Origin of the sequence: Shewanella sp. SM23 (assembly GCF_025654295.1) — a bacterium.
In the GTDB taxonomy this organism is placed as follows: domain Bacteria; phylum Pseudomonadota; class Gammaproteobacteria; order Enterobacterales; family Shewanellaceae; genus Shewanella; species Shewanella oncorhynchi.
Genome location: NZ_JAKKRM010000002.1, coordinates 289003 through 309563, shown reverse-complemented (window position 1 = coordinate 309563; position 20561 = coordinate 289003). Strand labels below are relative to the sequence as shown.

Here is a 20561-nt window from a genome sequence, read left to right as displayed (position 1 = left end):
ACAGTGACATCAAAAAAACGGCCACAAAACCTGTTTGCGAAGGCGCCAATCGTGCGCCTTCAAGGTCAACCTGTGTTGCTCTTTACCGAGCAACAAGGCACCTTGCTACAAGCGCTCGAAGCCAAAAAAGTCAAAATCTTCTCAGAATGTCGCAACGGTTTCTGCGGTGCCTGCAAAACACGGGTCATCAGCGGAAAAGTCAGCTACTTAAACGAACCCTTAGCCGAACTTAAACATGATGAATGTTTACCCTGCTGCTGTGTGCCAACCGAAGATTTAGAGCTGGACTTGTCACCTGAAGGTGCAGCTGTGGTCACCTATGCGTGTCAATCTCATCAGAATAAAGCCAGTTTGGCTAAGCCAAAGCAAACACAAAATGTAGCAAGTGACACACGCACGCAGAAACAGGCAGTGTTTGAAGACTCATAACGGCAAGACTCGATTGTTCAATAAGCTGCTTTAAACAAGATGTAGCGTTAAAAGCAAAAATCGCTTTAAACAAAAATGAGCTTTTAAACAAAGAGTAGCTTTAAGACAAACAGCCCCTTTCAATACAGCCTTATTCAATCCGCGCCATTAGATACCAAACGTTTTAAAACCCACTATTTTCCCTTCTCTCTATTTTCAATGCATTCACACAAACAAACTAAAACAAAAAAGCCTGAACACAAGTTCAGGCTTTCAGGATCTAACATTGAATACTTAACGCTTAAAACGTAAGGCTTATCGACTTTCTATAAACGCATTGCCAGTTCAGCGCCTTGGCGGATTGCACGCTTAGCATCAAGCTCTGCCGCGACATCTACGCCACCAATCAGATGCACAGGCAGGCCCGTCGCTTTCATCTCATCCACTAACGTGCGATTCGATTCTTGCCCAGCACACAAAACGACGTTATCAACGGCCAGCACTTCAGCGGTTTCACCCACGCGAATATGCAGTCCTGCATCATCAAACTTGTCGTAACTCACGCCCGTTTTCATCTTCACATCATGTTGCTTAAGCACAAGACGGTGGATCCAGCCGGTGGTTTTGCCTAAGCCCTTGCCCATCTTCGACGTTTTACGTTGCAGTAAAAACACCTTACGATGATCAGTAGTGTCGGAATGAGGTTCAGTTAGGCCGCCCGCATGCTGGTAAGTTTTATCTATGCCCCACTGTTGTAGCCATTTATCGGGATTCAAGGTACTCGACTGGCGCTCACACAAAAAGTGCGCCATATCGAACCCTATACCGCCGGCGCCAATCAAGGCCACCGTATTACCGACTGTTACTTCACCCGAGAGCACTTTTTGATAATCGACCACCCGTGGGTCATCAAAGCCGGGTAAGACTAAATCACGCGGCACAACGCCTGAGGCAATTACCACTTCATCAAACTTTTCCGTCGCCAACACACTGGCATCGAGGCGAGTGTTTAATCTCAGCTCCACCTTATGCAGCTTAATTTGGTTAATGAAATAACGAATAGTCTCGTTAAACTCTTCTTTCCCTGGGATTTTACGGGCGAGATTAAACTGACCACCCACCTCAGATTTCGCTTCAAACAAGACAACGTCATGGCCACGCATGGCGGCATAAACAGAAAACGCCATGCCCGCAGGACCTGCACCCATCACCGCAATACGCTTTTTATTGGCTGTAGGTAAGAAATTGATTTCAGTCTCATAACAGGCGCGAGGATTCACTAAGCAAGTTGCGCGCTTGAGGGAAAAAGTATGATCAAGACAAGCTTGGTTACAGCCAATGCAGGTGTTGATAAGCTCCGGCGTGTTCGCCGCAGCTTTATTCACAAACTCAGGATCAGCAAGGAAAGGCCGCGCCATCGACACCATGTCAGCTTGACCAGAGGCGATAATCTGCTCACCAATCTCAGGGGTGTTAATGCGGTTAGTCGCAATTAAGGGAACGGAAACAGATTGTTTGAGCTTTTCCGTCACCCACGCAAAGGCGCCACGGGGCACGCTTGTCGCAATGGTCGGTACTCGCGCTTCATGCCAACCAATGCCCGTATTTAGAATGGACACGCCAGCTTGCTCTAACCACTGCGCCAGTTGCACCACTTCATCCCAAGTCGAACCGTTATCCACCAGATCGAGCATAGATAAACGGAAGATAATGATGAAATCTTTACCGACTTTTGCCCGTATCGCGTTAACAATCTCAATCGGGAATTGCGCCCGTTTTTCAAACGCACCGCCCCATTCATCGGTGCGAGTGTTGGTGCGCGCACTGACAAACTGATTAATCAAATATCCTTCAGAGCCCATCACCTCTACACCATCGTAACCCGCTTTCTTGGCAAGGGCGGCCGAACTGGCGTAATCCTTAATGGTCGAGCGCACTTGGCGACTAGACATAGCAGACGGCGTAAAGGGTGTAATGGGTGACTTAATCTTACTTGGTGCTTGGGAAAAAGGATGATAGCCATAACGTCCTGCATGCAAAATTTGCATACAGATCTTACCGCCAGCCTCATGCACCGCCTGCGTTACCACGCGATGCTTACCCACTTGCCAAGGAAAACTCAGCTGACAGGCATGGGGCGTAAGGCGACCACGAAGATTGGGGGAAATACCACCCGTCACAATCAAACCTACACCACCCAGAGCGCGTTCTTTATAAAACGCTGCCAGTTTCTCAAATCCGCCCTTTTCTTCTTCCAAACCTGTATGCATTGAGCCCATAAGCACACGGTTTTTGAGCTGGGTAAATCCCAGATCTAAGGGTTCTAATAAATGGGGAAACGACATTCAAACATCCTTTTAAAACAAGTGATTTAAATCAGCATACCTTGTGTCAAATCTAAGCTCAACCGTTGGATCGAGGCCATCAGTCAAAATCCTTTACAATTGTGTTTAGCCTGTAGCGCCATTTTCAGTTAGCATTGGCAGATTGGACTTATAAAGGAGTGGCAGATGTCCGCTAACCCATCGTTTTTCAAGAGAATATGTTTGTTTATTTGGCACACCCTGAACGGGACGCGTAAACTCATCCTCAATCTAATCTTTTTTGGACTCTTAGCCGCGATCATTATCTCCATTGGCAGTAGCGAAGATATCCAAGTTGAAGATAATTCGGCACTGGTGCTTAATTTAGCAGGCTCGATTGTCGATCAGAAACAACAAGTCGATCCCTTAGAAGCCGCATTCAAACAAGGCCAAAATGCCAACGCCGATGGTGAAATCCTACTCGCCGATGTGCTTTATGTCATTGACAATGCAGCACAAGATCAACGTATTAGCGTACTAGTGCTCGATCTGGTCGATCTTAAACGTGCTGGGATCAGCAAACTACAATCTATCGGCAATGCACTCAATCGCTTTAAAGAGAGCGGTAAAAAAGTCATCGCCATCGGCAACTACTACGAGCAAAATCAATATTTCCTCGCCAGTTTTGCCGACACCATTTACCTCAATCCCCAAGGCGGTGTCTCGCTTGATGGCCTGAGTATGTACAACCAATATTTCAAATCGGCCTTAGAAAAACTCAAAGTCAAAGCGCATATTTTCCGCGTGGGGACCTTTAAATCTGCGGTTGAACCCTACATACGTGACAATATGTCAGATGCTGCGCGGGAAGCCAGTAGTGCACTGTTAGCCGATGTATGGCAAAGCTACACACAAACGGTTGCAGGCAATCGCAATATCGAACCGAATTCTCTGGTGCCCGACGCAACCACTTATTTGGCAGAGCTTGATAAAGCCAATGGCGATTCAGCCACAATGGCAATCAACATGAAATGGGTTGATAACCTAGCGACCACAGAAGATTTTCGTAAAACCATGCTAGAAACCGTAGGAAAAGCCAGCAGTGGTGACAGTTTCAAACAAGTCAGTTTTTATGATTACTTAACCTTAGTGACGCCATTACCCAGCTTTGTAGAGCAAGACAGTGTTGGTATTATTGTGGCAAGTGGCACAATTTTGAACGGCACTCAACCTGCGGGCCAAATTGGCGGTGAAAGCACCGCCGAGCTGCTACGTAAGGCACGTTTTGATAAACACATTAAAGCCTTAGTATTACGCGTTGATAGCCCTGGCGGTAGCGCCTTTGCCTCTGAGCAAATTCGTCAAGAACTACTGGCACTTAAAGCAGCGGGTAAACCCGTGGTTGTGAGTATGGGCAGTTTAGCCGCATCCGGTGGTTACTGGATTTCAGCCAGTGCCGACTATATCTTCGCAACGCCAACGACGCTCACGGGTTCGATTGGGATCTTTGGTATGATTACTACCTTTGAAGATTCATTGGCCAGTATAGGCGTGCATACCGATGGCGTATCGACCTCAGAATGGGCAGGATTATCAGTTACCCGCACACTTTCCCCCCAGATTGAAGCGATTATCCAACGTCATATTGAACGCGGCTATTCGGACTTTATCTCCCTGGTCGCTAAAGAACGTAAGATGACCATAGAACAAGTCGATAAGATTGCTCAAGGCCGCGTTTGGAGCGGTAAAAAGGCTCTTGAACTTGGCTTAGTCGATGAACTGGGTGATGTAGATGAAGCCATAGCTAAAGCCGCTAAACTCGCGGATATGACGCTATTTGATACCCGCGTCATCGAACAAGAGCTGACACCCGAACAAAAATTCATGCAGCAGATGTTTGCCTCAGTATCGAGTTACCTGCCCGCCTCACTAAGTCAGTCATCGATGTTAGAGCAAATGCTACAACAGTGGACTAGCAGTTTGAAAACGTTAACCTCTTTTGATGATCCAAATAACGTCTACATCTACTGTGATAGTTGCAATATGATGAACTAAATCTGCTAGCGTCTAGGTTGCTGCTCGCAACGTCAAGATGATGACAAAGACAAAGCCCGGATCTCCGGGCTTTTTTATTGGGTTTATGTCAGTAAAATCGTATAATTCGGCCACTTGAAGCTAAAGAAAACGACAAGAATGACTAAACGCTCCATTTATGTTGCCTATACTGGCGGCACCATCGGTATGCAAAAGACCGATAACGGCTTTGTCCCCGTCGCGGGATTCCTGACTCAGTGCGTGCAATCTATGCCTGAGTTTTACCATGAAGAAATGCCGACATTTGTGATCCACGAATACTGCCCGCTTATCGACTCTTCCAATATGGCACCAACCGATTGGCAGATGATCGCCGACGATATACAAGCCAATTACGATAAGTACGATGGCTTTGTAATCCTTCACGGCACAGATACCATGGCGTACACGGCTTCGGCACTGTCGTTTATGCTGCAAGGCTTATCAAAACCTGTGATAGTGACGGGCTCGCAAATTCCCCTCGCACAGTTGCGCTCAGACGGCCAAACTAATTTATTGAACTCACTCTATATTGCGGCGAATTATCCAGTCGCTGAAGTGTGTTTATTCTTCAATAACAAACTCTTTAGAGGTAATCGCTCGACTAAGGCCCACGCCGACGGCTTCGATGCTTTCGCCTCACCCAACTTCCCGCTACTGCTTGAGGCTGGGATCAAAATCAATCTGCGCGCAGGCAAGATCACCGTCGCCAACGATACCCCATTGGAAGTGGCGCATATCAGTCCGCAGCCTGTGGGTGTGGTGACCTTGTATCCAGGGATCTCAACACAGATTTTTGAGAACATTCTGCAGCAGCCAGTTAAAGCCCTCATACTACTGACATTTGGTGTGGGTAACGCGCCGCAGGATGCCGCCTTACTCAAAACCTTAAGGCAAGCAGATGAACGTGGCATAGTGCTGGTGAATCTAACCCAATGTTTCCAAGGTAAGGTGAATATGGGCGGCTATGCCACAGGCAATGCATTAGCCAAAGCAGGCGTGATCAGTGGCGCCGATATGACTATAGAAGCGGCCTTAGCAAAACTGCATTATTTGCTATCTAAAAATTTGCAGCCAGTTGAGATAAAAGCGGCCATGTTGCAAAACTTAGTAGGTGAATTGAGCATAGATTAAAGATAGTGTCTTCTAATCTGTTTGTTGTCCTCAAACGCTAGCAACAAAAAAGCCCATATTTGATGGGCTTTTTTGATTTAAACTCAGACTAGATTTTAGCTCAGACTTAACAGCACTAAATGAGTGTTTATTTTAAGACTTTTGCGGACCAAGATTTGCATTGAAGTTATTTGATATCAAATCAATGTTAGTCTTGATATCACTAACAAAAGATAAAATGCCAATCCCCTTGCCAACCTCAGACTTACGCCTAATTCCTAATAAAACACACCTTGCAAGCCTATCTGCGCGGCCAGTCAGAAATTATAAATCCTGCGCTTTAAAGCCAGCAATCGGCTCACCGCGGAATTGCTTTTTCAGCTCGGCCTTAGACAGCTCATTAATTTTTCCGTCAGATGCAATAGTGAAATGCTCTGTTTGCTCAAGCTTACGCGCTTGATACAACATCACCACCTGCAGAGTCGATTCACGCTGAGTCTCACTCAACACAGTGCCATCCTCCCACTTACCCAGCTCAGCAGCACTGCGAAGCCTTTCATAGACTTCAATAGTCATTTGATCGATCACTTGATTGATATCCGTCATACACTTTTCCGCTTATGTAACACGATTCTGACTCGTGTAATGAGATAACCTACAAAACCAAACACAAAGCATATTCCGGCGATATTCGCTCGCATACCTTCGGCGGGTTCCCCACCCCAAAACCAAATCACCACACCAGCAATAAACAAGGTCATAGCAACGAAACTCTGATTCATTAAGCTGCTGGACTTTTGAATATGACTAATGCGCGATAAGGACTCATTGTCGCCATCGGTTTTTGCTTGGCAATGGGGGCATGAAGACGCTTTGCTCGACATACGTTTACGACACACCGGACATTCAATTAATGCCATATCAGCCTCGCCCTAACGTAACTTATCAACAACGGCGAGCATGGCAATTAGCGATGCTTCACCTAAATAAATACTGCGTTCTGGTGACCAACCCACAAAAGGATCGGCCAGATTGTTATTGTCTTTAAACGGCATCTCAAGGGTATTTGATAAACACTTGAAGGTCTGGGCAACCCAATTAGACGCTACGGTCAAATTCGCTTGGCCTGGCTCATCTTTATCATAGCCAAACTGAGTTTGAAAATCGGCACTGGCTAAGGTCAATGCTTGGCTAAAGTCCGCTTGCAGCTGCGCGAGTTTATCATTGTAAGCGGGAACGCCTTCACAACCCGCTAGAAACACATAAGGTAAGCCTTCATCACCATGCACATCATAAAACAGGTCAACACCCGTTTGCTGCATCTTGTTGACGACGTGATATACCTCAGGGCTTTTTTCTAAACTCGGTGTTTGCCACTCGCGGTTTAGATTAATCCCAATCGCGTTAGTGCGCAGATGACCTCTGACACTGCCATCGGGATTCATGTTGGGCACTATATAGAAATTGGCCTTATCAAGCAGCGCCTTTGCCGTGGGACAGTCATTATCGAGTAAACGATTCACTAGGCCTTCAACTAACCATTCAGCCATCGTTTCACCCGGATGTTGTCTGGCGGTGATCCAAATATTGCGTTTAGAAGGATCGCCATTCCCTACTTTCATCAGAGTAATATCGCGGCCATCTAAGGTCAGGCCTAAATGCTCTAAATTGACATCTGGGTGTAACTGGGCGCCGCTGAGTAAATCTAAATGACGCTCATAGCTGTAGGGTGCAAAGTAAGCGATTTGAATGGCATCGCAATCTAACTCTATGCTAATGCTCAGTTTACCGTCTTGATATTGAGTCGGAATACGGAACCAATGCTGGCGATCATGACTGGCCACCGCCTGATAATCTTCCCATCCCTTGGTATAAGAAGCGGTTCCCGCATTGATAATATTCAAGGTGTAATGGTTACCCACCTCACCTTCAAATCGAAAATTGAACCATTGATAAAACTCACCACCCGCATCAGGGCGGATAGCAAGTTGAATATCGTCTTTATTATCAAGATTGACGACTTGGATATTTCCGCCATCAAAGTTGGCACTGATCCGCATAATGATTCCTAATAGGTTGTTAAAACTAAGGGCAATTTAATGGCGTGCGACAGATAGCACACGGCACATTTTATTACATGGCCGATAGAATAAACCAAAACATCCCAAGGGGAAAACGAAAGCCATTAAATTCAGTCAAGACACTTGCAATAGGCCTTTAATTGACCAGTTAACACGCCTAAAATCCACAAAAAAAAGAGCCTTTCACTATAAGTTAATGAAGATATTAAACCATAAAACTATAACCTTGGCCTCGTACTGTATTAATCAAGTTACGCGGCAAGCTGATGTTAGCTAACTTGCGGCGAGTGTTACTAATGTGCATATCCAGATTGCGGTCAAATCGGCCCAAATCTTTCTGTAGCACTGAGCGCTGCAACTCTTGCTTAGTGATGACTTGGCCTTTTCTTTCAAAAAGATATTTAAATAATTTAAACTCGGTTTGGGTCAAATCGACATAGCGGGTGCCAATAGTGATCCTATAACTCATTTCATCGAAGTTAATCACTTTAGCCGCCACAGTCGCCATTTGCGGCGAGTGAGAGTGACCAGCACAGAGACGCCGCTCTAAGGCTCGTAAGCGGACAAAAATCTCTTTTATGCTAAACGGCTTACTCAGAAAATCATCTGCCCCCAATTCATAACCAGTGATGCGATCATCTTCATTGTCACGTGCTGAAATCATCAATACTGGCGTTGAACATTCACGCGCTTTTAGCAACTCAAATCCATTCATCTGTGGCATCACTAAATCAAGCACTATGATGTCTGGAGCAAAACTTTCAATGCATGCCAGCCCCTCGATGCCATTAACCGCACACTTAACCTCATGCCCTTGCGTACATAAGGCATCAGCTAACCAAACGCTAAACAATGGATCATCATCGACCAAGAGTATTTTACTCATCCTTAAAGCCCAAACGAGAATCTATATCATTTATATTACCATGCGAATCGAGACGACTCTAGCGCTATTACATTCGTTAAGAAGTGTGATGTTGAAAACTGTGAACAAAATACGATATTAACAACCAATCAACTGATGATTAGCGACTCTAAAATCACCTCATAAACTCCCAATAAAAAAGCGCCCTAAGGCGCTTTTTAGAAACTAAGAGTCTGAACTTAGCTTAGAATTTAACAGTTACACCACCGTAAATCACGCGGCCGATTGTGTCATAAACTTGTGGAACTGTGCCGCCATCGCTACCGTTAGAAACACGAGAAGGTTCTTCATCTGTGAAATTCTTAACCCCTAAACTAACTGTAGTCATATCATTTACATGATAAGTACCAGCAATATTATGGTATAGCACTGCATCAACATCGTAGCCTTTAGCAAGATCAGACATCTCACCAATATAACGGTTGAAGTACATTAGGCTCCAATCTCCTTGGCCCGCAGATAGACTGAAATTATTTCGAACCCGAGCATAAGCACCGAAGTTACCGTCTATAGTACCTGTATACGTTTTGCTCTCTTGCTCAAAATTAATCAAATAAGTCGTATCGTTGTTAATTTTCCAATCTAAACCTAAGCCTTCGAAACTATAGGCTAAATTAAAATCGATACCACTAGTATCTTGGCTACCCACGTTAGTTAATGGATTAGTAAAGTTATCCAAATTACCATCAAGCGTGATCTTAAAGGTCTCACACGCAATTTCATCACCAGCATGACAATCTTTTAAACCGGCTTGCGCATCTAAACGAGTAATCGCATCTGATACTTTAAAACGCCAATAATCTAATGTGACAGACATTCCCTCAACATAACTAGGTGAATATACTAAACCAGCAGTGTAAGACTCAGATTCTTCTGGTTTCAAATCAGGATCTGACGTGTAATTCACTAAAATTTGTGGATCTTGCTCATTGCCCCAAGGATCATCTAAATAATCGTATGAACCAGTGTTACCACCGTATAGTTCACTGACACTAGGAGCTCGGAAGCCCGTTGCGGCCACGCCTCGAACCATCAAATCATCGGTCGCAGCATAGGTTAAACCTATCTTCCAAGTGCTTGCTTTACCAAAGGTTGAATAATCGTCTAAACGTAATGCGAATTCACCCGTTAATTTTTCAGTGAAGGGCACACTCACTTCTTGATAGACAGAAATGACATCGTAACTACCATCAGTTGGATCCTGTTGTGCCGCGGTGCTATCACCTGCAATCACTACTGGATCAGGATTGTAATACCCACTCTCGCGGCGATACTCAGTACCGATAGCAAAACCGACTGCACCAGCACTTACATCAAACAGCTCACCACTCAATACACCTGCTACAGTGTGTTGCTCATTGCCGCCATTAGCTTGTTCAAAATAACCCACATCATCAATAATATCTTGAGTTAATGATTGACCATTAAACCAAGCATCTGGATTAGCATAAACAGATTGTTTCATTTTAGTGGCATTAATCGAATTCGCGACAGAGGTTGAAGCCTTATTCTTGCCATAGGTATAAGACACGTCCCAGTTCATACCAGTATGAACATCTAGTGTACCAGCCAAATCACCTGAAATACGATATGTATCAGTATCTTGCTCATATACACGAGCACCAACATCATTAGTCCGACGACGATAGTTAACACGACCTGTTTTATCGGCCTCAATACCACCTGCAACCATAGCATTATCAAGTGTTATGCAAGGTGCACCAGCAGGCACACCTGCGGCATCACATACATTAAGCATGATATCTGCTGGTTGTGCGGCGAGTTGCTGATCGGACTTACGCTTGGTGTATAAAATATCACCTGATAACACCAGATCATTACCCAGTTCCTGGGTCATATTTGCAAATAAGCTATAACGTTTGCTTGGCGTTTGATACCAACTGTCTTTAGTAAAATCATAACCATTTTGCATCGCTCCCCATTCTTGCCCTTGGAGAGTTTTCATTTCCTGTACATTCTTACCATTTTCGTCAAGCACTGGCTGACCATTCTCATCTAGTTCATTACCTAGGAATGCGCCATTAGGGACAAAAGAGCTAGAACCTGGTTTCGTCCAATCACGATCAGATTGGATCACACCACGACGGTCTGAATAAGCAGCGCCGAAGGTGTAATTACCTCCATCGGTATTAAAACCGTATAGCGCACTGACCTCACCATTTTCGCCATCGCCTTTGTCTGTACTGCTACCGTTAAAGTCTAATTGGAAACCTTCAAAGTCTTTCTTCGTAATGATGTTAACAACACCTGCAATGGCATCTGAACCATAAACAGCAGAAGCGCCGTCTTTCAGGATCTCGACTCGAGCGATCATAGCAACAGGGATTGAGTTCAAATCCACAGAGCTGTTGGCACCAGAACCAGAGTTCACCATACGGCGGCCGTTCAGTAGCACAAGCGTACGCTCTGCACCCATACCACGTAAGTCAACTTGGGCAACACCGTCAGCACCGTTGTTTGTGGTTGAACCCACTGCCGCACCCGCCATCGAAGTCTGTACTTGCAACATTTGGTCAACCGATGTGAAACCTTCCGCTTTAATCGCAGCAGCATCGATAACGGTCACAGGAGATGCTGTTTCCATATCTTGGCGTTGAATGCGTGAACCCGTCACTTCAATACGCTCAACTTTTGCTTTTTCTTCAGCAGCAAATGCGCTTGACGTAACAAATGCACCTGTAGTGATAGATGCAACGATAGCTAAGTTAATAGCTGACGCAACTTTCGTTCTTTTGATCATGTATGAATGCTCCCTAGATCTTACTATTATTTTTATGCTTACAGCTTGTACAGTTATTGCTGTACTAGTGTTGCACCTGATACTGAGGATTCACTTTAACTCCGTCAATGCTCAAAATTTTAACCAACAAAAACATATTGTTAATTATTGTAATTTATTTGGTTAATAGATTTGACACTTATTTTTTAATACCCTTATTTTACACATTAAAACAGAGTTAGTTACTACAACTCATGAATTAAGCAGATCTTAACACTGTTAACAAGAAATATATCGGCAACATTTTGCACATTGAAAAATGCGACAAAGATCACACTTTTAAACATTTATCAAAGCTACCTAAAAGAACAGTGTATTGATTAACTATTGTTAAATCTGCATATCTAGCAATATCCACAGATAGCCAAAGCGCTAAAATACCGATAAACATAGATAAATTGCATTAAAACAGAGATACACTATGTATCAATTGTGCTAATTATGCATTTTAACAACGTCTAAAATTATGGTTTAACAATTAAGGTACAAATAATTCTGCACGCCTTTGAAATGACTATTTGTTACTGATCTTGCATATTAATTTTGAATATAAGTATTAGCTTCCAATCCCTCTAAACACTCCCTATTTCTTATTCTTAAATAAATGACTTACATCTCATACGGACCACATTCAAGGACAAATTTTCTTTATAAAAAAAGCGACCACTTAGGTCGCCTCTTATAGTCTGTATCATCAAACTGATGTTTACTCGGGTTTGATCAACTCAAAATGTTGATATGCCCGTGCGGTTGCAATACGGCCGCGGGGCGTGCGTTGGATAAAGCCTTGCTGGATCAAAAAGGGTTCTAGCACATCTTCAATGGTTTCGCGTTCTTCACCTATGGCTGCTGCTAAGTTATCGAGTCCAACTGGGCCACCCATAAACTTATCGATAATGGCGAGTAGTAACTTGCGGTCCATGTAATCGAAACCTTCATTATCGACATCCAGCAAGTCTAGTGCATGATCGGCAACAAACTTAGTGACAGCGCCATCATGCTTCACCTGCGCGTAATCCCGCACGCGGCGAAGCAGTCGGTTAGCTATCCGCGGTGTACCACGTGAACGGCGTGCGATTTCAAATGCTCCTTCAGCATCAATATCCAGTTCCATCACCTGCGCCGAACGCGTGACTATGGTGCTTAAATCTTTGATATTATAGAACTCAAGCCGCAACGGTATCCCAAAACGCGCCCGAAGTGGTGAGGTTAACGCCCCTGCCCTTGTTGTCGCGCCCACTAGAGTGAACGGCGGTAAATCAAGCTTGATAGAACGTGCCGCTGGCCCTTCACCTATCATGATATCCAGCTGGTAATCTTCCATCGCGGGATACAAAATCTCTTCTACCACTGGACTTAATCGGTGGATTTCATCGATGAATAACACATCACCGGATTCGAGATTGGTCAAAAGTGCGGCGAGATCTCCCGCTTTTTCCAGCACAGGCCCAGAGGTGGATTTAATGTTCACCCCCATCTCGTTCGCAACAATCATGGCTAAGGTGGTTTTACCCAATCCCGGCGGACCGTAAATCAACATATGATCTAAGGCTTCATTACGATTCTTTGCCGCTTGAATAAACACCTTAAGCTGTGCCCGAGTGTCATCTTGACCCGTGTATTCATCGAGCATTTTAGGACGCATCGCCCTGTCGATGGATTCATCTTGAGCTTGGATCTGCGGCTGGATGAGTCTGTCTGCCTCAATCATTGTTATTCCTTATCGCAGCTTTCATCTTAATTATCATCATTGTTCAATTAAAGCATCGATTTAAGGGCGGCTTTGATCAGAGTTTCTGAATCCATGCCCTCTTTGTAGGCTGCAGAAACCGATTTGCTGGCCTGCGGTGGTTTATAACCCAGCGAAATTAAAGCTGAAATAGCATCTTCTTCGGCGCTATTGACTGTCGGTGCGGGTGAGTAATTGGATTGCAGCACGAACTCACGCTCTGAGCCTGCGGAGGCTTCCATCAAGCTCTTGAGCTTATCGCGCATTTCTACCAGTAACCGCTCGGCTGTCTTCTTACCAACACCGGGTAATTTCACTAAGGTCACTATGTCATCGCGCTCAACGCAACCCACAAATTCTCCGGCTGTCATGCCTGATAAAATGGTCAGTGCGAGCTTGGGACCGACACCATTGGTCTTGATCAGTAAGCGAAATAACGCCCTTTCCTGCTTAGTGATAAAACCATAGAGTAGCTGTGCATCTTCACGCACCACAAAGTGGGTGTAGACCATAGTTTCATGATTAACTTCAGGCAGCTCATAAAAGCTAGTAAGCGGCATCTGCAACTCGTAACCCACACCGTTAACATCGATCAAAATTTCTGGTGCTTGTTTCTCAACGAGCACGCCCCGTAAACGACCTATCATCTGTACCGTCCGTATGTTCTTGCCGTTGCCCGGCCACTCAATGCAATTAAACTCTGGCTGGTGTGATAATGACACACAGCAACACCGAGTGCATCTGCGGCGTCAGCTTGTGGGGCTGCGGGTAATTTAAGTAGTTGTTGGATCATGTGTTGTACTTGGGCTTTCTGCGCTCGCCCCGTACCCACGACGGCACTCTTAATTTGAGTCGCACTGTATTCGGCCACAGGTAAATTGGCGACTGTGGCAGCAACAATGGCCGCGCCGCGTGCTTGGCCTAACTTGAGCGCAGAATCGGCATTTTTTGCCATAAATACGCGCTCAATCGCAAATTCGTCCGGTTGATACTGACGAATAATCTCAGTGATCCCATCAAATATTTGCTTGAGCCTGCCAGGCAGTTCTTCAGACGAAGTGCGAATACAACCACTGCCGAGGTAAATCTGATGCCGTCCCTGACATTGGATCACGCCGTAGCCTGTGATCCGTGAACCTGGGTCAACACCTAAAATAATTGCCATTCAATACCTTATATGGGATCTACATTTGCGTCCCTTGCGTCCCTGTTCCTACGTTAGCGTTTGCGAGCTGAAATGGGCATCAATTGACGCCCTAATTCAGCTCACAGTCAATCTAGCCTAGGCTTGCCATCACATCATCGGAGATTTCCGCATTATGATACACCTCTTGCACATCATCGTGATCTTCAAGGGTGTCGATAAGGCGCATAAATTTTTCGGCGGTTTCTAGATCAAGCTCAGCTTTCGTCGAGGCTATCATCGCGATTTCGGCATTATCCGCCACAAAATGGGCTTTATCGAGGTGCTCTTTCACCGTATAGAAATCAACGGGATCGGTAAACACATCCACAGCACCATCATCATAGCTGACGATATCTTCCGCGCCCGCTTCAAGCGCCGCTTCCATCAATGCATCTTCATCGGTTCCCGGCGCATAGGATAACACTCCACGCTTAGTGAACAGGTAAGAAACCGACCCATCCGTGCCTAAGTTACCGCCCGATTTACTAAACGCATTACGTACACCACTCACAGTACGATTACGATTGTCCGTCATGGTTTCAACCATCACAGCGGTGCCGCCTGGGCCATAACCTTCATAGAGAATGGTTTCGAGTTGCTGACCTTCTAATTCACCGGCGCCACGTTTAATCGCACGCTCAACCGTGTCTCGGGTCATATTGCCACCGAGGGCTTTATCGATGGCGACACGTAATCGTGGATTGGAGTCGGGATCTGAGCCACCTTCACGGGCTGCAACGGTTAACTCGCGAATGAATTTAGTAAAGAGTTTACCGCGTTTAGCATCTTGAGCCGCTTTACGGTGCTTAATGTTGGCCCATTTACTGTGACCTGCCATGGGAAGTCTCCTCTACTTAGGTATCATCTAGGTGCCATCGCAAAGCTTATCAAGAGCCGAAGGTGGAATAAGACTAAATAACGGCTATTTACTTAAAGGATTGAACTAACAGATATTGATAAGCGGTGGAATGACGGTTCACTAAAACAAACCGAGGCTCATGCCTCGGTTTTCGGTACGACAAAAAATAACTGACAAGGGTTAACCCAAATCGACTTACACAAAAACGAGTTACACTAAAACGATTTACATAATGTCGATTTGAATAAGGTCGATTTACAAAAGTCGCCTTACAAAGCCCTCTTACAAAAAGATCAGTCTTCCGCTTTAACAGCTTTCTCAACCACGGCAATACCAAGTTCAGCTAATTGCTGCGGATTGGCAAAACCAGGCGCGTTAGTCAGCGGACAAGCTGCAGTGGTGGTTTTCGGGAACGCCATCACATCGCGGATTGAGCTTGCGCCCGTCATCAGCATGATGATGCGGTCTAAACCAAACGCTAAACCAGCATGTGGCGGTGTGCCGTAACGCAACGCTTCTAACAGGAAGCCGAACTTCTCTTTAGCTTCATCGTCGGTAATGCCGAGTATACGGAATACCGCAGACTGCATTTCTTGGTTGTGGATACGCACTGAACCACCGCCTAATTCGCAGCCGTTTAATACCATATCGTAAGCATCAGAAACGCGATTTGCTGGGTTAGCTTCAAGTTCTGCCGCCGTTACGCCGCGCGGTGCGGTGAACGGATGGTGAACCGCGTGGAAGTTGCCGTTGATTTTCTCAAACATTGGGAAGTCAACCACCCACAGTGGACGCCATTCACCTTGCAATAAGCTGAAATCTTCGCCCGCTTTAAGACGCAGTGCGCCCATAGATTCGGCAACCACAGTCGCCTGATCTGCACCAAACAGGATAATGTCGCCAGTTTGCGCGCCTGTGCGGCTCACGATTTCATTGACTATGCTTTCGTTTAAGAATTTCAGCACAGGTGATTGAATGCCTTCTAAGCCAAGGCTTAGGTCATTAATCTTCATCCACGCTAAGCCTTTAGCGCCATAGATGCCAACAAATTTAGTATAATCATCGATTTGCTTACGAGACAGTGCAGCGCCGCCTGGAATACGCAGTGCAGCAACACGGCCTTCTTCATCGTTAGCAGGGCCTGAGAATACCGCAAATTCGACTTCTTTGAGTAAATCGGCAATGTCCACCAGCTCTAATGGGTTACGTAAATCAGGCTTATCTGAACCGAAACGACGCATCGCTTCGTTGTAGGTCATGCGTGGGAATTCGCCGAGATCCACATTCAGCATTTCAAGGAACAGACCGCGCATCATCTCTTCGGTTTTCGCCATCACTTGCTCAGAGCTCATGAAAGACGTTTCGATATCGATTTGGGTGAATTCTGGCTGACGGTCGGCACGTAAATCTTCATCACGGAAGCATTTTACGATTTGATAGTAACGATCAAAGCCTGACATCATCAACAACTGTTTAAACAGCTGCGGTGATTGTGGCAAGGCAAAGAACTGACCTTTATAAGTCCGGCTTGGTACTAAATAATCGCGGGCACCTTCTGGGGTTGCTTTGGTCAGGATCGGTGTTTCTATGTCTAAGAAACCGTTTGAGTCGAGGAAACGACGCACAGAACTGGTCACTTTAGCGCGGAAAATTAATCGCTGCGCCATTTCTGGGCGACGTAAATCTAAGTAACGATACTTAAGACGTTGCTCTTCGCTGTTGTTCTGGTAGTTATCCATGCTCAATGGCAGTGGATCAGCAGCGTTGATAATCGTCAAGGCTTGGCCTAAGACTTCAATTTCACCCGTCTTCATTTGACCATTGACTTGGCTGTCAGGACGGGCGCGAACTAGGCCTTTAACCTGAACGCAAAATTCGGCGCGCAGCGTGCTGGCGACATTGAACACCTCAGGTAAGTCTGGATCATAGACCACTTGGATCAGACCTTCTCTGTCTCTTAAATCTAAAAAGACAACGCCACCCAAATCACGGCTACGATTAACCCAACCTACCAAGGTAACTTCTTGTCCAACGTGAGACTTATTGACGTCTCCACAATAATGACTGCGCATCTAACTCTATCCTTTATCCGGAAACCGGTGCTTTGGAAATAATCAAAACGAGATAAAAGCGGCATTATAGTAAAATAATGCCGATTACCAAAGTACTTCACACTTAGACGGTGAAGTATCAAACAGTTTTACGCCCTTGACTAGAGGCGAACGCACTATCTGAGCATGAGCGTTCAAAAAAACATCAAGCTGAGCGATAACAACGCCCGCCGCAACTTTTTGCTTGGTACATCAGCTGATCGGCTTTTTTTAATAAACCTATCGCGGTGTCACCATCGCGGGGGTAAATCACCACGCCAATACTAACCGCTATGCTGACACTGACGCCTTGAATAAGCAAAGGGCTCGACAGTGCCTGTAGAATATTATCAGCAACTTGGGTTGCAGCATCGAGATCTTGCACACGATTTAGCAGGATAACAAACTCATCGCCGCCAAATCGCGCAACGGTATCTGAACCACGGATAACCTTGGTTAACTTTTGGGCGACCAGTACCAGTAATTCATCGCCAATGGGATGACCGTGTTGGTCATTGATTTGTTTAAAACCATCGAGATCGATGAATAACAAAGCGAAATGTGCCTGTTCTCTGCGATGAGATAGCAAAGCTTGGGTTAGTCTGTCATCAAGTAAGGCACGATTGGGCAACTGAGTTAAAGCATCATGATTAGCCACATGCAGCAAACGTTTTTCAGCCACCAATCGCTGGGTGATCTCACGATTTAAGCGACGATTCACTAATAACACCGCCACCATCACTAAGCACAAGATTATCACGCCAAACACGATATAACGCAGCCATTGCAGATATTTAGCACTCTCTGTCGCCACAGAAAATGACACCCAGCGCGTATATATTTTTTGCTGATGTTGAGCATCAACCAAAGCCAAAGCTTTGTTAATCAACGGCACCAGCGGCGCAAATTGAGGATAAACACCAATATGACTGTGTTGATCGGCGAGATCACTGAGCAGCGACATTTTCAGTGTCGGATAGTGGCTGGTTTTAAGCTCAGAAGCTAAAGTCACCACTTTATCGATAAACACATCCGCATTGCCATTCGTCACCGCCGCTAATCCGGCCTGCGTATTTGGCACTATGACTAACTTGAGTGAAGGCTCCAGACTCATCAATTGCGCCACTAAATGATATCCCTCAACCACAGCCACCCTTTGACCTGCGAGCTGAGCAATATTAAAAACCGAGACTTGTTCCAGTTGCGATACTAAGGCCCACGGCGATGGCCAATAGGCTTCACTAAACGCTAAACGCTGCTGGCGCTCCGCCGTTTGCGCGACACTGCCGGCTAAACTCACCTCGCCCTTTTGCAACGCCTCGATTAACGAATGCCAATCATCAAAGGCAACGGGTGTGAGCTTAAGTTTGAGTTGTTCCTTGAGCAATTTGACGATATCGCTATTGATCCCCGCAAACTCACCCTGTTCATCCATAAACTCCATCGGTGGCCATTGTTTTAGATAACCGACTTTGAGCTCGCCTACGCTTTCCACATAGGCCTGCTCAGCGGGGCTTAAGCTGACATGGCGCTCAGCTTGGGTAAAAACATGATCTTTAGGATTGAGCATCCATTTATGTTCAATCTCAGCAAATTCTTGATTGCTAATACTGTTAAACCCATTGGCTATCCTCTGTGTAAGGCCAGCATCATCGCTACGGGTCAGCACATAAATGTTGGTGCTAAATTCGAGATCAGGATACTGGCTAAAGTCAGACCAGCCTTTATTGAGCAGTAAATAATGGGATGTCCATGCACCCGCGGCGATAAAACCGACAACTTCTCCAGACCTCGCCCCCGCCACCATGGCATCCATACTGTCGTAATAACGCAGTGACACTTGGGGTAATGCTTTACGCAAATCCACCAAATAAGGCGCTGTCGGCACCACACCAATACGTTTACCTTTTAAGCTGTCTAAATCGGTTAACTGTTGCTGATAGAGAAAGAGTCGACTCTTCACTGTATATAAATGCCAAGCCTGAGTAAGGCCCGTTTTAACATCATCACTTTCAGGATAACCTATATGGGCATCGGCGAGACCACGACGAACATCGTCCACGCTAGAGTTCATATCACCAGAAATAAAATCAACGGCAATACCCGTTTTCTCAGACCAAAGCTGCCACATGTCCACATACAAGCCATGGGGTAAACCATCGACACCTAAGTCCACAAAAGGCTCGACGCCCAGTTGCATCGAAATAACGAGTCCAGCTTGTTGACGTTGATAGCCAAGCCAACGTCGCTCCGTTTGCTGAATAAAGTGCGCATCGAGCGCAGTGAAACCTTTATTGATTTTATCGACTAATGCAAGATTGCCCTTTTGAACTGCGGGTACAAACTGCATCGCCTTAATTTGAAGGCGGGCAGTATTGGGAAAGTTTGCGGCAATCTCTTGGGATGAGTCGGGATCTTTCAAATAGCCTTCTAACCCCGCAAAGACTACGATCTCGCCCGCGGCGACCCCTGCCAATAATTTCTCACGACTTTCGTAGCGTTTAAACACAAGCTGCGGTTCGATACGGTGTAATTCCGCTTCATGGGAAGAAGCCGCTACCACACCAATTTGAAAGGGGATCAGTTCTTTGATGGATTTTTTGCCCTGCAAGGATTTATGCAAATACAAAAAAGTACCCACATCCGCAATGGGCACTGCAAAATCAAATTCTTGCTCTCGCTCTGGGGTTTTCCCCATGCCGATATGCACTTGTGCCTTACCTTGCCGCAGTTGATCAAGGGACTCGTGCCAGTGGCGCGCCACAAAAACCACTTGGGTATGGCTGTGTTTAGCCCACTCTTTCCATAAATCAACCAGTAATCCAGTCGGCTCGCCATCGTTGTCGACATATTGATAGGGAAAGCTATCCTCACCCATAACGATGATTAATGGCTCAGAGGACAACGGACTTGCCTGCCCCGTTATGCTCAAAAAACAGCTGCACAAGATCACAATTAAGTGGATCACAAACTTCAAGTTGAGCCCTTAGTACT

General features: G+C 45.6%; 15 protein-coding genes. 3 read left to right on the top strand and 12 right to left on the bottom strand.

Annotated features, from left to right (window positions below; translation table 11 throughout):
- Positions 1 to 3 precede the first annotated feature (3 nt).
- Positions 4 to 429: a class I ribonucleotide reductase maintenance protein YfaE gene (gene yfaE / locus L5L98_RS04455; RefSeq protein ID WP_028759862.1), complete on the top strand. Its 426-nt coding sequence runs from the start codon at positions 4 to 6 to the stop codon at positions 427 to 429.
- A 305-nt stretch (positions 430 to 734) separates the two neighbouring features.
- Here the strand turns inward: yfaE and L5L98_RS04450 are convergent, their stop codons facing one another.
- Positions 735 to 2753, bottom strand: coding sequence for an NADPH-dependent 2,4-dienoyl-CoA reductase (locus L5L98_RS04450; RefSeq protein WP_263138843.1), 2019 nt, complete (start codon positions 2751 to 2753; stop codon positions 735 to 737).
- A 165-nt stretch (positions 2754 to 2918) separates the two neighbouring features.
- Between L5L98_RS04450 and sppA the strand changes: the two genes are divergently transcribed.
- Both sppA and ansA read left to right on the top strand, forming a co-directional pair.
- Entirely contained in the window at positions 2919 to 4766 is a 1848-nt protein-coding gene (sppA, locus tag L5L98_RS04445; RefSeq protein WP_263138842.1) for a signal peptide peptidase SppA, read from the top strand.
- 138 nt (positions 4767 to 4904) lie between these two features.
- Positions 4905 to 5918: an asparaginase gene (gene ansA / locus L5L98_RS04440; RefSeq protein ID WP_263138840.1), complete on the top strand. Its 1014-nt coding sequence runs from the start codon at positions 4905 to 4907 to the stop codon at positions 5916 to 5918.
- A gap of 303 nt (positions 5919 to 6221) precedes the next feature.
- Here the strand turns inward: ansA and L5L98_RS04435 are convergent, their stop codons facing one another.
- The 11 genes from L5L98_RS04435 to L5L98_RS04385 all read right to left on the bottom strand — a co-directional run bounded on the left by L5L98_RS04435 (position 6222) and on the right by L5L98_RS04385 (position 20544).
- Positions 6222 to 6503 carry a YeaC family protein gene (locus L5L98_RS04435; protein ID WP_263138837.1) on the bottom strand — a complete coding sequence of 94 codons (282 nt, stop codon included), beginning with the start codon at positions 6501 to 6503 and terminating at the stop codon, positions 6222 to 6224.
- On the bottom strand, positions 6500 to 6817 hold the full coding sequence (locus tag L5L98_RS04430) for a zinc ribbon domain-containing protein (protein ID WP_105252563.1): 318 nt from the start codon (positions 6815 to 6817) through the stop codon (positions 6500 to 6502). Before L5L98_RS04430 ends, L5L98_RS04435 begins: the two co-directional genes overlap by 4 nt.
- Before the next feature lie 12 nt (positions 6818 to 6829).
- Positions 6830 to 7957 (bottom strand): M14-type cytosolic carboxypeptidase, encoded by a 1128-nt coding sequence (locus L5L98_RS04425; protein WP_263138834.1) that lies wholly within the window; start codon positions 7955 to 7957, stop codon positions 6830 to 6832.
- 226 nt (positions 7958 to 8183) lie between these two features.
- Positions 8184 to 8864: a response regulator transcription factor gene (locus L5L98_RS04420; protein ID WP_028759856.1), complete on the bottom strand. Its 681-nt coding sequence runs from the start codon at positions 8862 to 8864 to the stop codon at positions 8184 to 8186.
- 223 nt (positions 8865 to 9087) lie between these two features.
- The gene (locus L5L98_RS04415) at positions 9088 to 11664 is read right to left on the bottom strand and encodes a TonB-dependent receptor plug domain-containing protein (protein ID WP_263138831.1); all 2577 of its coding nucleotides are present in this window, start codon (positions 11662 to 11664) and stop codon (positions 9088 to 9090) included.
- Positions 11665 to 12409: 745 nt separating this feature from the next.
- A complete protein-coding gene (gene ruvB, locus L5L98_RS04410; RefSeq protein ID WP_028759854.1) occupies positions 12410 to 13414 on the bottom strand; it encodes a Holliday junction branch migration DNA helicase RuvB in 1005 nt (334 codons plus the stop codon).
- A 47-nt stretch (positions 13415 to 13461) separates the two neighbouring features.
- A complete protein-coding gene (gene ruvA / locus L5L98_RS04405) occupies positions 13462 to 14079 on the bottom strand; it encodes a Holliday junction branch migration protein RuvA (RefSeq protein ID WP_006081742.1) in 618 nt (205 codons plus the stop codon).
- Positions 14076 to 14597: a crossover junction endodeoxyribonuclease RuvC gene (gene ruvC / locus L5L98_RS04400; protein WP_006081743.1), complete on the bottom strand. Its 522-nt coding sequence runs from the start codon at positions 14595 to 14597 to the stop codon at positions 14076 to 14078. Before ruvC ends, ruvA begins: the two co-directional genes overlap by 4 nt.
- A 112-nt stretch (positions 14598 to 14709) precedes the next feature.
- A complete protein-coding gene (locus L5L98_RS04395) occupies positions 14710 to 15456 on the bottom strand; it encodes a YebC/PmpR family DNA-binding transcriptional regulator (protein WP_263138826.1) in 747 nt (248 codons plus the stop codon).
- A 314-nt stretch (positions 15457 to 15770) separates the two neighbouring features.
- Positions 15771 to 17549 carry an aspartate--tRNA ligase gene (gene aspS, locus L5L98_RS04390; RefSeq protein ID WP_028759851.1) on the bottom strand — a complete coding sequence of 593 codons (1779 nt, stop codon included), beginning with the start codon at positions 17547 to 17549 and terminating at the stop codon, positions 15771 to 15773.
- A gap of 184 nt (positions 17550 to 17733) precedes the next feature.
- Positions 17734 to 20544 (bottom strand): transporter substrate-binding domain-containing protein, encoded by a 2811-nt coding sequence (locus tag L5L98_RS04385; RefSeq protein ID WP_263138824.1) that lies wholly within the window; start codon positions 20542 to 20544, stop codon positions 17734 to 17736.
- Positions 20545 to 20561 lie beyond the last annotated feature (17 nt).

Bases quoted from the DNA above. Each gene is read 5' to 3' on its own strand.
- L5L98_RS04450 (WP_263138843.1), bottom strand. From the start codon at position 2,753: ATGTCGTTTCCCCATTTATTAGAACCCTTAGATCTGGGATTTACCCAG.
- sppA (WP_263138842.1), top strand. From the start codon at position 2,919: ATGTCCGCTAACCCATCGTTTTTCAAGAGAATATGTTTGTTTATTTGG.
- ansA (WP_263138840.1), top strand. From the start codon at position 4,905: ATGACTAAACGCTCCATTTATGTTGCCTATACTGGCGGCACCATCGGT.
- L5L98_RS04435 (WP_263138837.1), bottom strand. From the start codon at position 6,503: ATGACGGATATCAATCAAGTGATCGATCAAATGACTATTGAAGTCTAT.
- L5L98_RS04430 (WP_105252563.1), bottom strand. From the start codon at position 6,817: ATGGCATTAATTGAATGTCCGGTGTGTCGTAAACGTATGTCGAGCAAA.
- L5L98_RS04425 (WP_263138834.1), bottom strand. From the start codon at position 7,957: ATGCGGATCAGTGCCAACTTTGATGGCGGAAATATCCAAGTCGTCAAT.
- L5L98_RS04420 (WP_028759856.1), bottom strand. From the start codon at position 8,864: ATGAGTAAAATACTCTTGGTCGATGATGATCCATTGTTTAGCGTTTGG.
- L5L98_RS04415 (WP_263138831.1), bottom strand. From the start codon at position 11,664: ATGATCAAAAGAACGAAAGTTGCGTCAGCTATTAACTTAGCTATCGTT.
- ruvB (WP_028759854.1), bottom strand. From the start codon at position 13,414: ATGATTGAGGCAGACAGACTCATCCAGCCGCAGATCCAAGCTCAAGAT.
- ruvA (WP_006081742.1), bottom strand. From the start codon at position 14,079: ATGATAGGTCGTTTACGGGGCGTGCTCGTTGAGAAACAAGCACCAGAA.
- ruvC (WP_006081743.1), bottom strand. From the start codon at position 14,597: ATGGCAATTATTTTAGGTGTTGACCCAGGTTCACGGATCACAGGCTAC.
- L5L98_RS04395 (WP_263138826.1), bottom strand. From the start codon at position 15,456: ATGGCAGGTCACAGTAAATGGGCCAACATTAAGCACCGTAAAGCGGCT.
- aspS (WP_028759851.1), bottom strand. From the start codon at position 17,549: ATGCGCAGTCATTATTGTGGAGACGTCAATAAGTCTCACGTTGGACAA.